Raw genomic sequence first — 14,385 nt, 5'->3', positions numbered from 1 at the left:
CGTTAAACACACCAGCGCCCATGGTACTGTGTCTCAAGACACGGGAGAGTCGGTCGCCGCCAGACCTGCACAGTACAGACAACATCCCCCTCAACGATGACACCAAAACACCCGCCTCCTCCGAGGCGGGTGTTTTGCGTTTCAAGGTCACTTTTCCTTACCGGATGGTCATGATCCGGCTAAAGCGAGGTAAGGCGAGGCCCGGCACACTCCCCTCCTGTCTCAGAAGAGGGGAGGGGGCTTCGTGCCGATCCATGCTCAAGCGGCTTTCCCGCGCATTCCCGACCACGTATCGTCCGGCCCCATGCGCCTTCTCATCATCGAGGACGACCGCGAGGCGGTCTCCTATCTCGTCAAGGCTTTCAAGGAAGCCGGTCACGTGCCGGACCATGCGGTCGACGGGCTGGATGGCTATGCGATAGCGCGGGAAGGCGATTACGATGTCCTCATCGTCGACCGCATGTTGCCGAAGCTCGACGGATTGTCGCTCATCCGCTCCCTGCGCGAGCAGGAGGTCACGACACCCATCCTGATCCTCTCCGCCCTCGGGCAGGTCGACGACCGGGTGAAAGGCCTGCGGGCCGGCGGCGACGACTATCTGCCGAAACCCTATGCCTTCTCCGAGCTCCTCGCCCGCGCCGAGGTGTTGGCGCGGCGCCGTGCATCCACGCCCGGCACCGCCGAGGCGACGTCCTATCATGTGGGCGACCTACATCTCGATCGCCTGTCGCACCGCGTCACCCGCGGCGGGCATGAGATCCCGCTCCAACCGCGCGAATTTCGTCTGCTCGAATATCTCATGCGTCATGCCGGGCAGGTCGTGACCCGCACGATGCTGCTCGAACACGTCTGGGACTACCATTTCGACCCGCAGACCAACGTCATCGATGTCCATGTCTCGCGCCTGCGGGCCAAGCTCGACAAGGATTTCGACACCGCCCTGATCCATACGATCCGCGGTGCCGGCTATATCCTGCGACCGGACGAAACCTCGCGCTCGTCCGACGCGCCGTGAGCGAGGCCGATGCTCTGCCCGCGCGCATCCGGAACCTGTTCCGGACGACCGCCTTCAAGCTGTCCTTCGCCTATCTGGTCGTCTTCGCCACCTTCGCCTTCCTGGCTTTGGGCTATGTCGCCTGGAATGCGAGCCGCGTGCTCGACGACCAGATGGTGTCGACCATCGAGGCCGAGATCAACGGCCTGTCGGAACAGTACAAGGCCGGAGGTTTGCGCCGGCTGATCTCCGTCGTCGAACGCCGGGCCGGCGAACCCGGAGCCTCCCTCTATCTGGTCACGACGGCAGCCGGAGAGCGGGTGGTCGGCAATGTCGGGGCGCTCGCCGATGGAACCTTGGCCCAACCGGGCCAGACCGAGGCCGCCTATGCCCGCAGCGGTCAGTCCGACGTGCTCGACCGCCACGCCATTCTGCAGGTCTTCGTTCTCCCCGGAGGGTTCCGCCTCGTCGTCGGACGCGACGTGGAGGAGCGTGACCGGCTGCGCTCCATCATCGCGACGACCTTCGGCTCTTCCGTGGCCCTGGTCGTCATCCTCGGCGTCGTCGGGGGATGGTTCGTGGCCAGCCGCGTCCTCCGGCGGGTCGACGCCATGACGGAGACGACGCGCCGGATCATGGCCGGCGACCTCGATGGGCGGCTCGCGGTGGCCGGAAACGGCGACGAACTCGATCGCCTGGCGAGTAATCTCAACGAGATGCTCGAGCGTATCGGCGAGTTGATGCGCGGCTTGCGCGAAGTCTCCGACAATATCGCCCATGATCTCAAGACGCCGCTGACCCGGCTGCGAAACCGTGCCGACGAAGCGCTTCACGGCGCCGATACGCCCGAGCAATTGCGTGCCGCCATGGAGGGCGTCATCGAGGAGAGCGACGGCCTGATCCGGGTTTTCAATGCCCTGCTGATGATCGCGCGGCTGGAGGCCGGAAACGCACAGGAGATCATGGCCCGGTTCGATCTCGGCCTCGTGGCGCAGGGGGTGGGCGAACTCTATGAGGCACTGGCGTCCGAGCGGGGGATGGAACTGGCCATTGAGGCGCCCGAAGGGCTCATGATCCGTGGCAATCGCGAACTCGTGGGCCAGGCCCTGGCCAACCTCATCGACAATGCGGTGAAATATGGCGGCACCGGCGGAACGGTGCGTGTCACCGCCGAAGAGCGCGGACCGGGCATTGCGGTCATCGTCTCCGACAATGGGCCGGGCATTCCCGAGGAGGCGCGCGGGCGCGTGCTCGGCCGGTTCGTCCGCTTGGAGGAAGCGCGGTCGCTCCCGGGATTCGGGCTCGGGCTCAGTCTCATCAATGCGGTGGTGCGCCTCCATCAGGGCACACTCGCGCTGGAAGACAACCGACCGGGACTCCGCGTCGTCATGACCCTCCCGGCCTGAGAGGGTTCGCAAAACTCCCGGTGACGGCCGGTTCTCGCTCACGGCACGACGGCGCAGCCGAGACGTTTTTTTAGAGATACGAAGCAGGTTCGCTTTGGCGAGCCCATGCTCCATCGGGTGGTCGACATCCGGCGGAGGGAAGCGACGGCTTGGCTCCGCTCTGGACTCTTAGCGGGTACTGGGAAGGTCCGCTTCGGGGCTACTTCGTGGATGCCAGCCTACGATCGAAGCGGGTGGATTTCAGCTGGTCTGCTTACGGGCAGTTCAAGCCTTACAGTGGACGTAGACGCCAGATAGATGGGCGATCCGTCGCAAAAGCACCTTCTTGGCAACGATAGAAGTCAAAAGCGTGCTGCGACACCGCCCATGATCGTGCGCGGCGTACCCGGTGTAGCGTAACGGTTCTGGAAGGCGCGGTCGTAGTAGTTCGTGTCGAGTAGGTTGTCGACATTAAGATAGACCCGCACCTGCGGAGTGATCCAGTAGTACGAGATTAGGTTGACGACCGTGTATTCCGGCAGGCGGAAGGTCGAGAGGGCGGTGCCGGCCACGCGCTGACCGACATAAGTCACGCCACCACCAAGACCAAGCCCCCGTAACTCTGCCCCTTGGAACTCGTAGACGCTCTGCAGGGCGAGCGTGTCGGCAGGGATGTTGGCGATCCGCGTGCCCACGGGCAGCGTGTTGTCGCGGCTCACGGCGGCATCCGCATGGGTGTAGGTACCGATCACCCGCCAGCCGGGTGCCAGATATCCAGCAACGGTCAGGTCGAAGCCCCGGCTGCGCACCTCGCCCGCCGCTACGCTGAAGTTTGGATCGACAGCATCGGCCGTGAGGACGTTGGTGCGCCGAATGTCGAACAGAGCCGCCGTGGCGCTCAGTTGTCCGTCAAGCAGGCTGAGCTTGGTGCCGACCTCGTAGCCCTCGCCTTGCTGGAAAGCGAAGGGGCGTCCCGAGCGATCCGTGCCGGTATTCGGCAGGAATGAACGACCGTAGCTGCCGTAGACCGAGACCTCATCGGTGAGATCGTAGGTGAGGCCGAAGCGCGGGGTCGCGACCGTGTCCTGCAGGCTCGTGGTGCGGCCGGTGCGGTAGTCGGTGGAAACGAGGCCTAGGTTCTCCACGCGCAAGCCCAGAAGGGCATGGAGGCGTGGGGTGAGGTCTATCTGATCCTGAACGTAGCCGCCGAAGCTCTCGGTGTTCTGCAGGAAGTTGGTGATCGAGGCGAGAGGAGGCCGGGCGGATTGCCCGTAGCGGGGCGTGAGGAGGTCGAGGGTAAAGGGGAAAAGGTTCGCGTTCGAGCGGTTGAAGACCTCTCGATAGCGGTACGTGTCGTACTCGAAGCCCATCAGCAGAGTATGGCGGAATGGGCCGGTCTCGAACTTGCCCGCGAGGTTGAGCTGCAGGTCGAGATCCGACCAGCTCAAGTCGCGATGCTCGAAAGTTCGGCGCAGGGTGCGCCCGTCGCTGAGGACGTTCATGGCGCCTACGCCGTCGCCGACAAGGCTCCCACCCAGCGCCTGGACCCCAGCAGTTACCACCCAGTCCTGATCGAGCTTGTGCTCGATGCGGAGCTGGCCGAGGGCGTTGTCGTTGCGCACCGGCGGGATGCCAGGCTCGCCGATGAAGCGGTTGCGTGGCAGGGCGCGGATGTTGCCGTTGATTGGTACGACGCCCCGGTCGAAGGTCGCGGCCGTGCTGACGAACTCGCCCTCCAAAGTGACCGTGGTGTCGGCGGTCGGCTTCCAGGCGATGACAGGAGCGAGGTAGAAACGATCGCTGCGCACGAAGTCGCGGAAGCTGCCGTTGTCCTCCACGGCTCCGGTAACGCGAGCGAGCACTCGGCCTTCCTCGTCGAGGGCGCCAGTGGCGTCGAAGGTGCTGCGCTTCTGGTTGAAGCTCCCGAACTGCGTGCCGATCGCGAGGGCGCGCTCGGCCAATGGCTGCTTGGTCACGATGTTGAAGGTGCCGCCGGGATCGCCGCGTCCGTATAGGAAGGCGGACGGGCCCTTAAGCACCTCGATCCGCTCAATGGCGACCACGTCCGGAGAGGGCGGGTAGCCCCGGTTGATCGGGAATCCGTTGCGGTAGTACTCGCCCGTGTTGAAGCCGCGGATGGTGAACTCCGTCAAGCCAAGGCCTGCAAAGTTGTTGGCCCGGCCGACGCCGGCAAGATCGAGGGCGGTGTCGACCCGCGTTGCGGCGGCGTCCTGCAGAACCCGATCCGGCACGACGACGATCGTCTGGGGCACCTCCCGTATCGGCGTGTCGGTGCGAGTCGCGCTGACGCTATCCCGTGCAAGGTAGCCATCGACATTGCGTGCTGTTCCGCCCGCAGGCCCTCCGGTGCCTACCACCGAAAGTTCGTCGAGCTGAACCTCTTGTGAGGCATCTGCGGCGAGCTGGGCTACGGCCGAACTGGGCCCAAAGCTGACCAACGAACCCGATTGCGCCACAAGCACGAAGGCAGCGGACGCGGCCAACGTAGTGCTTCTTTTAGTCATTTTTCTCGGCACGATCACGAACGCAAACCAACTTGAATCAATTCCGTCCGTTACGGTCCAGAAACACACGCGGTCAAGCTCGCGGGGATCCGAGCACACACGTCTAGCTTTGAGGTATTCGAATGTATCTCAGGCTAGGTCTAGAAGCGTTATAATCTGTCGCGTCTCGCAGGAAGTGTGTTGCATGCGCGTAACAGCGGTGAAGTTCGTTCGCGGGCCAGCAGTCCTGTTTGTCTTGCATTCGGTTTGTAGCGGCATCCCGTCTGCGTACCTCTAGCGAACAGCGCAACCGCTGGACGCCCTTACGGACGGATGGCTGCTTTTAGGAAGTGCTCATAGATGGCCGTATGACCGACTGGGGTCGGATGCGGAGCGTCCGGTCTCGGCCGCCCCCCACTGAAGCCCGCTTCCCACCCTGCACAGACGCTCAAGGCGGGTACCCTCCGTCAGATTTTCACCACGAGCTTGGGCTCTTGAGATGTCGCGCGTTGTCTGACGTAGAACCAGTGCCCGCTTTTGCTGAACCCGCTGAGCCGGGAAAGGACAGCCCGTGACCGAGGAAGCGCCGTTGACCCAGCGCCTGACGAGGGCGCCCGTCCTGATGGATCCCGAGCGTGCGGCGGCACGGCTCGGAGAGGTCGAGGCCGCGTTCGCCCATCTCGACGAGGCGGGACGAGCTTTGCTTCTCGGCCTCGCCGACCATTCCCCCTTTCTCTGGCAGCGTGTGGTGCGGGATCCCGGGCGCGTTGCCGCGATGCTGGATCGACCGCCTGAACGCGAGGTGGCCGATCTCATCGCCCGGCAGCGATCCGCCGCTCGTGGTGCCAACGGAGAGGTCCGCGATCTCGACGCCGTCGCCGCCGAGCTTCGGCGGAACCGTGGCGATCATGCCCTTCTAGTGGCCCTGGCCGATATCGGCGGCCTCTGGCCCCTGGCGACGGTGACCGAGGCGCTCTCCGATTTCGCCGATGCCTCCGTTCACGCGGCCGCCGAAGCACTTTTGTTGCAGGCAGCGGCGGCCGGGCGGTTTCATCCCCATGACGTCGCGAGCCCGCAGCTCAAATCCGGCCTCGTCATCCTCGGCCTCGGCAAGCTCGGGGCCGGCGAGCTCAATTATTCCAGCGACATCGACCTCGTCGTGTTCTTCGATCCCGATATCGCACGGTTGAAGGAAGGCCTGGCTCCGACGCCGTTCTTCTCCAAACTCGCGCAGGGGATCGCCAAGCTGCTGCAGGAGCGCACCGCCGAGGGTTACGTCCATCGCGTGGATTACCGCCTGCGCCCCGATCCCGGATCGACACCGACGGCCATCTCGCTGAACTCGGCCTATCTCTACTACGAGAATCTCGGCCAGAACTGGGAGCGCGCCGCCTATATCAAGGCGCGCGCGATCGCCGGCGACATCGAGGCGGGCGAACACTTCCTGGCGGGCTTGCGGCCCTTCGTCTGGCGCAAGTATTTCGACTTCGCCTCCATCGCCGACGTCCATGCGATGAAGCGCCAGATCCATGCCGTGCGCGGGCACGACACGATCGCGGTCGCCGGGCACGACATCAAGCTCGGGCGCGGCGGCATCCGCGAGATCGAGTTCTTCGTCCAGACCCAGCAACTCGTCTTCGGCGGGAGACGGCCGGACCTGCGCGGCCGCCGCACCATCGCGATGCTGGCGGCGCTCACCGAGGAAGGCTGGATCGACGCCACCGCGCGCGACGAGCTGGGGCAGGCCTACGATTTCCTGCGTACCGTCGAGCACCGCCTGCAGATGGTGAATGACGAGCAGACGCAACGATTGCCGATCGAAGAGGCCGGCCTCAAGAGCTTCGCCCGTTTCGCCGGCTTCGCCGACGCCAAGGCCTTCGAGACGGAACTGCTCCACCATGCCCGGCGGGTGCAGGCGCATTACGCCCTGTTGTTCGAGGCGGAACCGGACCTGTCGTCTTCCGTGGGGAATCTCGTCTTCAGCGGGACGGACAACGATCCCGCGACCCTCGCCACTTTGCGGACCCTCGGCTTTTCCGATCCCGAGCGCGTGGCCGAGACGGTGCGCGGCTGGCATTTCGGTCGTCGCCCCGCCGTCCGCACGGCGCGTGCCCGCGAGGTTCTCACCGAACTCGTCCCGTCCTTGATGCAGGCGCTCGGCGGCACGCCGAACCCCGATGTCGCCCTGGATACCCTCGACCGCGCCTTCGCGCGCATGCCGGCGGCGGTGGAACTCCTCACCATCCTGCGCTCGAACGACCGTCTGCGCCTGCTCTTCGCCGACCTGCTGGGAAGCGCGCCGCGCCTGGCAGAGACCGTCGCGTTCAGCCCCCATGTTCTCGACACGGTCATCGACCCGGCCTTCGTCGTGCCGAAAGTCGATGCCGAGGACATCGCCGCGCAGTATCACGGGCTGGTCGGCAAACCGGCGGCCTACGAGGATTTCCTCGACCGCAGCCGGGACGCGGCGCGGCAGTTGCGCTTCGTCACCGGGGCACGACTGCTCACGGGCATCCTGTCGCCGCAGGCGGCGGGGCGGGCCTATGCGGGCATCGCCGACGCCGTGGTGGCGGCGAGCCTCGAGGCGGTGTCGCGCCAGTTCTTCGCCGAACATGGGGAGGTGCCCGGCGGGCGCTGTGTCGTCCTCGGCCTCGGTCGGCTCGGGGCCAACCAGATGACGGCGGAATCCGACATCGACCTCGTCGTGCTCTACGATTTCGATGCGGAGAACCGGACGAGCCTCGGGCCGAAGTCGATCGACGCGGTGATGGCCTATAACCGGCTGACGCAACGCCTCGTCGCAGCGCTGACCGCGCTGACCCGGCGCGGCGGTCTCTACGAGGTCGATCTTCGCCTGCGTCCGGGCGGCGGGCAGGGGCCCGTGGCGGTGCAGGTCCGGAGTTTCCTCCCCTATCAGCAGGGGGAGGCCGATCTATGGGAGCACATGGCGCTCACCCGGGCCCGGGTCGTCGCCGGGGATCGGAGTCTCGGCGACGAGGTGATGGGGCAGATCCGGACCATCGTCGGGCTGAAGCGCGAGGCGGCGGAGGTCTATCGCGCGGTGTGCGACATGCGCCGGGTCGTGGCCAGCGAGAAAGGGTTTGCGGGACCGCTCGATCTCAAGCTGGCGCCCGGCGGATTGCTCGATCTCGACTTCATGGCCCAGGCCCTGACCCTGGCCCATGCCGAAAGCCATCCCGGTCTCATCGGCCTCGATGCATCCTCCGTCTTCGCCGAGGCTGGTAATCGGGGCCTTCTGCCGGTGAACGAGGCGCGACGGCTCGGCGAGGCCTATCGCCTCTTCGACGACGCGCTCCATTGGCAGCGTCTCATGGGCGAGGCGGACTCGAAGGCGGGCGCCTCGGTGGCGCTGACGCGGCTCGCCATCGCCATGGGCCTGCCCGATGCCGCGACCTTGGCGGCGGAACTCGATGAACGCCGCACCGAGGTCAGATCGCTGTTCGAGCGGCTGCTCGGTTGAGCCTCGCAGGCCCGCTTTCGCGGGTCATTTGCACCGGAATCGGACCCATCTACCGCTTCGCCGTAAATCGCGTCCGATGGCGGTCGAAAGGGGGGTGCTATGGCGGTGGATTCAGAGGAGTCCGCGCGCCTTGGCCAGGGCCACGAGGTCGTGCTGCGGCCGGGCGCCGATATGCTGGATCACCTCCGCCGCCGCCAGCGCTCCGAGCCGGGCGCTCGACACGTTGTCGAGGCCGCGGGCGTGGCCGGCGAGGAAACCCGCCGCGAACAGGTCCCCGGCGCCGGTCGTATCCATCACCTCATGCACCGGTGAGGCCTCGATGGAGCGGATCTCGCCGCCCTTCACCACCATCGCGCCCTCGGCGGAGCGGGTGACGAGACCGAGGAGATGCATGCCGCGCTGGTTGCGCTCGTCACGCAAAGCTTTGAGGGCCGCTTCTTCGTCGTCCGTCTCGTAGAGGCTCTTCAACTCGCCAATATTGGCGAACAGGATATCGATGCTTCCGTCACGGATGAGGCCCAGGAACTCCTCGCGGTAGCGGCCGACGCAGAACGCATCGGACAAAGTCAGTGCGACGGCGTTGCCGGCATTGTGGGCGATCTTGGCGGCCTTGCGGAACGCCTCCTTGGCCGCCGGCGGGTCCCAGAGATAACCTTCGAGATAGACGGTGCGGGCACTCGCCACGGTGGCCTCGTCGACATCGGCCGGCGACAGGCCCTGGCAGGCACCGAGATAGGTGTTCATGGTGCGCTCGCCGTCCGGCGTCACCAGGATGAAGCAGCGGGCGGTGGCGGCGCCTTCCGACGCGGCCGGCACAGCGAAGGAGACGCCCGTCGCCTTGAGATCATGGGCGAAAAGACCGCCGAGCTCGTCGTCGCGGACCTTGCCGATGAAGCCGGTCTTCGCGCCGAGGAGAGCCGCGCCCACCGCGGTGTTCGCGCCAGAGCCGCCGGAAACGATGGTGGCTGGTCCCATGACCGAGAACAGGCTCTCCGCCCGGTCCTCGTCGATGAGCTGCATGGCGCCCTTGGGGACGCCCTGCTGTTCGAGAAATTTTTCATCCGTCCGCGCGATCAGGTCGACGATGGCGTTGCCGAGGACGAGAAGGTCGAGGGGAGCGGACATCGGACATCCTGTCTGGCGCTGGCGATGCCGCAGGCTGTGGCATCGCACCCGGAGAGGGTCAAGCGAGGGAGGTCGTCACGGGTCCGCGAAGACGCCCCCTATTGCAGCGCCTTCACCTCGCACTGCGCGTAGTCGCTACTCGCCTTCACATAGGCGTTCAGCGCCTTCACATAGGCCTCGGCCAGGGGACGATAGGCCGCGATTTGCAGGTTGTAGGCTTTCACCGTGTCGTTGAACGTGTAGGCCTCCCAGCCGGGGCATCCGCCCTTGGCGTCGAGGCAGGCGGGCTTCGCGGGCGCGGTCGGCTTCGTCGGGCGTGTCGCCGGGTCCGGCGGCACGGCCTTCACGCATTCCGCCATGGCGAAGGACGGCAGAAGGGCTGTCAGGACGAGAGCCGCTCCAAGAAGCCTGACACGCATCGCTGGAATTCCCTCACGTTCGAAACGCCCGCTCACCGAGACGGTGCTGAGCTTGTGCGCGAGGGATTCGCCTGTCGCAAGCACTCAGCGCGCCTGGACCGCTTCCCGCCCGGACTGGTGGGAGACAGGCCTGCCCTTGCCGCCCCCACTCATGGCGGGCCGCATGAGGTTGAGCAGCGGCAGAGCGATGCCGCTGATGAGCACCCACCAGGCCGGGCGCAGGACATCGTAGAATTCGAGGTTGGCTCCGAGCACCGCGCTGGCAGGCACGCCGCTCTTGAACCCGTACCACGCCGCCTCCACCAGGGCGGTGACGAGGGAGGCCGCGATGGCGAGGCCGAGCAGGGTGATCGCGTTCATCGGCAGGCGGAAGCGCTGCATTTCCCGCCACCCCATGAGCAGAAGAAACAGGCCACTCCAGTAGACCGGCGCCGACACGTCGATCTTGGCCTGAAGGAAATAGTGGAACAGGCCGAGCACCGCGATGACGTAGACGGATTTATGCAAGCGCGGCCAGGCTTTGCCGAGACGGCGGATCATCCCGTCCGTGGAGGTGATCCCTAATACGGTGAGACCGACGAGGGCCACGAAGCCGATGGTAAGGTAGAACCGCGAGACGATCTCGCTCACGACCTTCGACAAAATGAAATTCTGGTCGACGATGTAGAGGCCGAGATGGACGATGCCATAGGCGAGGACGGTGAGGCCGAGCATGCGTCGCACCAGAATCAGCTTCGGATAGTTCGCGATCCGCCGCAGCGGCGTCACCGCCAGCGACAGCAACAGGAAGCGCACCGCCCATTCTCCTGTGCTGTGAATGAGGGCGGTGATCGGCTTCGGCCCGAGGGCGTCGAACCCATAGGCGGCGGCGAGCCAGATCCCCGGCGCCAGCGCGAACAGGAATGTCGCGAGTTTCAGGCCCGAGACGCGGCCAGCACGGTCATACCAGGGAGCGGAGAAAGCGGGTTTGGCAGGCATCAGGGTCCGTCAGCGAGTAAGTCTTCGCCCTCAGATAGGCGAGCGAGGGGACGAAATGGGGTGGCCCGGCCACACGTTCGTGCGAGACCGCCTTGTCCATTCGTATGACTACCGCCGAAGGTTACCTATCCGCCGTACCGTCGCGGCGCATCTCCGGGGCCTCCCGTCGCCCCGCCCGGATGTGGTAAAGCCCGCGGCGCCCCAGCCAAAGCCGTGAAACGCGTTCATGCCAGCTTCCGCCTTGCCCGACCCGATCGATGCCATGAGTGCCGAGGAGGCTCGCGCCGAGCACGCTGTCCTGTCGGAGCAGATCGCGGAGGCCGACCGGCTCTATCATGGAGAGGATGCGCCCGAGATCACGGATGCGGAATACGACGCCCTCCGGCGTCGCCTCGAGACGATCGAGACCCGCTTTTCGGATCTCGTCGGTACCGGACAGGCAAGCGCCTCCGTCGGCGCAAAGGCCTCGGAAAAATTCGCCAAGGTCCGGCACGCGGTGCCGATGTTGTCGCTGGGCAATGCCTTTGCGGACGAGGAGGTCCACGATTTCGTGGGCCGCGTCCGTCGCTTCCTCAACCTGCCCGATGAGCCGCTCGCCTTCACCGCCGAGCCGAAGATCGACGGCTTGTCCCTTTCTCTGCGCTACGTCGAAGGCAGGCTTGTTACGGCGGCCACGCGCGGCGACGGCGAGGTCGGAGAGGATGTGACCGCCAATGCGCGAACCGTCTCCGGCATTCCCGAGACGCTGGCGGGGACGGGCTGGCCGGAGATCTGCGAGGTGCGCGGCGAGGTCTATCTCTCGCACGCGGATTTCGCGGCCATCAACGCTCGCCAGGAAGCGGCAGGGAAGGCGCTTTTCGCCAATCCGCGCAATGCGGCGGCCGGGTCCCTTCGCCAACTCGATTCCCGGATCACCGCCTCGCGACCGTTGAAATTCTTCGCCTATGCCTGGGGTGAGATGTCGGAGATGCGGGAGACGACGCAGCACGGCATGATCGCGGCCTTCGCCTCCTGGGGATTCGCGGTGAACGACCGTACGGTGCTCTGTGCCGACGCGGATGCCATGCTGGCGCATTACCGCGCCATCGAGGAGGATCGCGCCGGTCTCGGCTACGACATCGACGGCATCGTCTACAAGGTCGACGATCTCGCGTTGCAGCGCCGGCTCGGCTTCGTCTCGCGCAGCCCGCGTTGGGCGCTGGCGCATAAGTTCGCGGCGCAGAAGGCCTTCACGATCCTGGAGGCCATCGAGATCAATGTCGGCCGGACCGGGTCGCTCAATCCGCTAGCGCGGTTGAAACCGGTGACGGTTGGTGGCGTCGTTGTCTCGAATGCAACCCTCCATAACGAAGGGTACGTCCAGGGCGTCGGCGGCGACGGTGAGCCGATCCGCGACGGGCGAGACATCCGCGTCGGCGATACGGTCGTCGTCCAGCGCGCCGGCGACGTGATCCCAAAGGTGATGGATGTCGATCTTGCGCGGCGACCGCCGGATGCGACGCCCTATGTCTTTCCGGAGACCTGTCCCGCTTGTGGCAGCCGCGCCGTCCGCGAGGTCAATCCGCGCACCGGACAGCGCGACGCGGTACGCCGCTGCACTAGTGGACTCATCTGCCCGGCGCAGGGACTCGAGCGCCTGAAGCATTTCGTCTCGCGCAACGCCTTCGATCTCGAAGGCTTCGGCCAGACTTATATCGAGGTGCTGTTCGAGACCGGGCTCATCAAGCAGCCCGCCGACTTGTTCCGCCTGGAATTCGCGCCGTTGAAGGAGGCCATCGTCGCCCGTCGCGAAGCGCTCTCGGCCGAACGCCGCGCCGAGGGCGAGCCACCGCCGAAAAAGGCGAAGAAGAAGGGTGACGACGAGGACAAGGCGATCAAGAACCTGCTCGCCTCCATCGACGAGCGCCGCAGCCTGGCCCTCAACCGGTTCCTGTTCGCCCTCGGGATTCGCCACATTGGGGAGTCCACCGCCAAGGCCTTGGCGAAACGCTTTCCGGATATGCCGAGCCTGATGCAGGCCCTCGCCGCCGCTGCCGCCGCTCAGGCCGGACCGGACTGGCTCGAACTCTCGGCGGTACCGAGGGTCGGCCCGACGACGCGGGACCGGTTGCTCGAATTCGGCTTCTCGAGCAAGGTGGAAGGCGGCGAGGTCGCGACGGGTCGGCGTCCAACTACGGCGCAGCGTGCGAACCTGATCGCCCATTACGGCGACGAGGCCGCCGTGGAAGCGGCTGTGAGCCGCGCCCGCGAGCAGCGTCCCGGCGATGCCTATCGTCTCTTCGCCGACGATGGCGAGATCGGTCCCGTCGCCACGGATTCCCTCATCGCGTTCTTTGCCGAGCCGCACAATGCCGATGCGGTCCATGCCCTGATCCAAGAGGTGAAGACCGAGCCGATGGCGGCGGCGGCAACCGCAACGGCCTTCGCCGGCAAGACCGTGGTCTTCACCGGCTCCCTGGAGCGCATGACCCGAAGCGAGGCCAAGGCGACGGCCGAGCGTCTCGGTGCCAAGGTTTCGGGCTCCGTCTCGGCCAAGACCGATCTCGTCGTCGCTGGGCCGGGGGCGGGCTCCAAGCTGAAGGACGCCGAGAAGCATGGGGTCAAGGTCGTGAGCGAAGAAGATTGGCTCGCCATGGTTGAGACGGCGTGACCACGCTCGCCATCGACTTCGAGACGGCCAATGAGAGGCGCGACAGCGCCTGCGCGGTTGGCCTCGCCTGGATCGAGGGCGGCGCGGTGGTGCGACGTGAATCACGCCTGATCCGCCCGCGCGAGATGCGGTTTTCTCCGGGCAACATCCGGGTCCACGGTATTCTGCCAGCGGATGTCCGGCAGAAACCGGAATTCCCGGACGTGATGGCGGAGTTCCTACCCGACCTCTCGTCCGGGCTGGTCCTCGCCCATAACGCCGGGTTCGACTTGGGCGTGCTACGCGCCTCGCTCCACACCTATGGCATGGCAGTTCCGGCCTTCGCTTCGCTCTGCACCCTTCAGATCGCGCGAAGAGTGTTTCCCGCATCGGAAGGTTGCGGCCTCGGCAAGGTGGCCGCCCGGCTCGGTATCCGCTTCGAGCACCACGATGCGGGCGAGGACGCCTATGCCTGCGCGGAGATCGCCCTGGCGGCGGCAAGGGAGCATGGCGCGCCCGATATCACCGCCCTAGCGAGGGCGATCCATCTCCCGATCACGCAACTGCCGGCCGGCTATGTCGAGCGGGAAACGCGATCGTTCGGCGCGCCCGGCCCGCAGATCGCGGCGATGCGGTTTTCCGTGCGGGGAAGTCGTGGCACACTCTACGCGGTGACACTGGAGGACCGCCCAAGCGGCCCGCGTCTGCGCTGCACTTGCATGGCTGGCCGCTACGGCGTCGCCTGCCGCCATACCAAAGCGCTACTCGTCGGCGACATCACCGATCTCGTATCTGGCAACCACGCGGACGTGGTCGCTCTCAGCCGGATGTTCGACGAGACTGCAATGCCGCGGCCCCGCGACATGTGAC

At 65.9% G+C, this 14,385-nt stretch carries 9 protein-coding genes; 5 read left to right on the top strand and 4 right to left on the bottom strand.

The features are described 5' to 3' along the window. Positions 1–304: 304 nt before the first annotated feature. The gene (locus ASF34_RS17675; RefSeq protein WP_056162983.1) at positions 305–1,015 is read left to right on the top strand and encodes a response regulator transcription factor; all 711 of its coding nucleotides are present in this window, start codon (positions 305–307) and stop codon (positions 1,013–1,015) included. After that, positions 1,012–2,400, top strand: coding sequence for a sensor histidine kinase (locus ASF34_RS17670; RefSeq protein WP_056162979.1), 1,389 nt, complete (start codon positions 1,012–1,014; stop codon positions 2,398–2,400). Before ASF34_RS17675 ends, ASF34_RS17670 begins: the two co-directional genes overlap by 4 nt. A gap of 341 nt (positions 2,401–2,741) precedes the next feature. Here the strand turns inward: ASF34_RS17670 and ASF34_RS17665 are convergent, their stop codons facing one another. Then, positions 2,742–4,904, bottom strand: coding sequence for a TonB-dependent siderophore receptor (locus tag ASF34_RS17665; protein WP_200913317.1), 2,163 nt, complete (start codon positions 4,902–4,904; stop codon positions 2,742–2,744). A gap of 601 nt (positions 4,905–5,505) precedes the next feature. Between ASF34_RS17665 and ASF34_RS17660 the strand changes: the two genes are divergently transcribed. Further along, on the top strand, positions 5,506–8,364 hold the full coding sequence (locus tag ASF34_RS17660; protein WP_056163007.1) for a bifunctional [glutamine synthetase] adenylyltransferase/[glutamine synthetase]-adenylyl-L-tyrosine phosphorylase: 2,859 nt from the start codon (positions 5,506–5,508) through the stop codon (positions 8,362–8,364). A 111-nt stretch (positions 8,365–8,475) separates the two neighbouring features. Here ASF34_RS17660 and ASF34_RS17655 read toward each other — a convergent pair whose 3' ends face one another. The 3 genes from ASF34_RS17655 to ASF34_RS17645 all read right to left on the bottom strand — a co-directional run bounded on the left by ASF34_RS17655 (position 8,476) and on the right by ASF34_RS17645 (position 10,886). Then, on the bottom strand, positions 8,476–9,489 hold the full coding sequence (locus ASF34_RS17655; RefSeq protein ID WP_056162973.1) for an adenosine kinase: 1,014 nt from the start codon (positions 9,487–9,489) through the stop codon (positions 8,476–8,478). Between the two features lie 98 nt (positions 9,490–9,587). Further along, complete coding sequence (locus ASF34_RS17650) at positions 9,588–9,908, bottom strand: hypothetical protein (protein ID WP_056163004.1); 321 nt, start codon at positions 9,906–9,908, stop codon at positions 9,588–9,590. An 84-nt stretch (positions 9,909–9,992) separates the two neighbouring features. Then, positions 9,993–10,886, bottom strand: coding sequence for a sulfite oxidase heme-binding subunit YedZ (locus ASF34_RS17645; protein WP_056162969.1), 894 nt, complete (start codon positions 10,884–10,886; stop codon positions 9,993–9,995). Between the two features lie 226 nt (positions 10,887–11,112). Between ASF34_RS17645 and ligA the strand changes: the two genes are divergently transcribed. Both ligA and ASF34_RS17635 read left to right on the top strand, forming a co-directional pair. Beyond that, complete coding sequence (gene ligA / locus ASF34_RS17640) at positions 11,113–13,536, top strand: NAD-dependent DNA ligase LigA (protein WP_056162966.1); 2,424 nt, start codon at positions 11,113–11,115, stop codon at positions 13,534–13,536. Further along, positions 13,533–14,384: a 3'-5' exonuclease gene (locus ASF34_RS17635; protein ID WP_056162962.1), complete on the top strand. Its 852-nt coding sequence runs from the start codon at positions 13,533–13,535 to the stop codon at positions 14,382–14,384. Before ligA ends, ASF34_RS17635 begins: the two co-directional genes overlap by 4 nt. Position 14,385: the final 1 nt, after the last annotated feature.

Origin of the sequence: Methylobacterium sp. Leaf106 (assembly GCF_001422895.1) — a bacterium.
In the GTDB taxonomy this organism is placed as follows: domain Bacteria; phylum Pseudomonadota; class Alphaproteobacteria; order Rhizobiales; family Beijerinckiaceae; genus Methylobacterium; species Methylobacterium bullatum.
The sequence above is the reverse complement of the archived record's forward strand: the minus strand, read 5'-3'. Positions and strand labels throughout refer to the sequence as shown.

What these genes read in the sequence shown, in the direction of transcription:
- ASF34_RS17660 (WP_056163007.1), top strand. Translation starts at nt 5,506, where the DNA reads ATGGATCCCGAGCGTGCGGCGGCACGGCTCGGAGAGGTCGAGGCCGCG.
- ASF34_RS17665 (WP_200913317.1), bottom strand. Translation starts at nt 4,904, where the DNA reads ATGACTAAAAGAAGCACTACGTTGGCCGCGTCCGCTGCCTTCGTGCTT.
- ASF34_RS17675 (WP_056162983.1), top strand. Translation starts at nt 305, where the DNA reads ATGCGCCTTCTCATCATCGAGGACGACCGCGAGGCGGTCTCCTATCTC.
- ASF34_RS17645 (WP_056162969.1), bottom strand. Translation starts at nt 10,886, where the DNA reads ATGCCTGCCAAACCCGCTTTCTCCGCTCCCTGGTATGACCGTGCTGGC.
- ligA (WP_056162966.1), top strand. Translation starts at nt 11,113, where the DNA reads ATGCCAGCTTCCGCCTTGCCCGACCCGATCGATGCCATGAGTGCCGAG.
- ASF34_RS17655 (WP_056162973.1), bottom strand. Translation starts at nt 9,489, where the DNA reads ATGTCCGCTCCCCTCGACCTTCTCGTCCTCGGCAACGCCATCGTCGAC.
- ASF34_RS17650 (WP_056163004.1), bottom strand. Translation starts at nt 9,908, where the DNA reads ATGCGTGTCAGGCTTCTTGGAGCGGCTCTCGTCCTGACAGCCCTTCTG.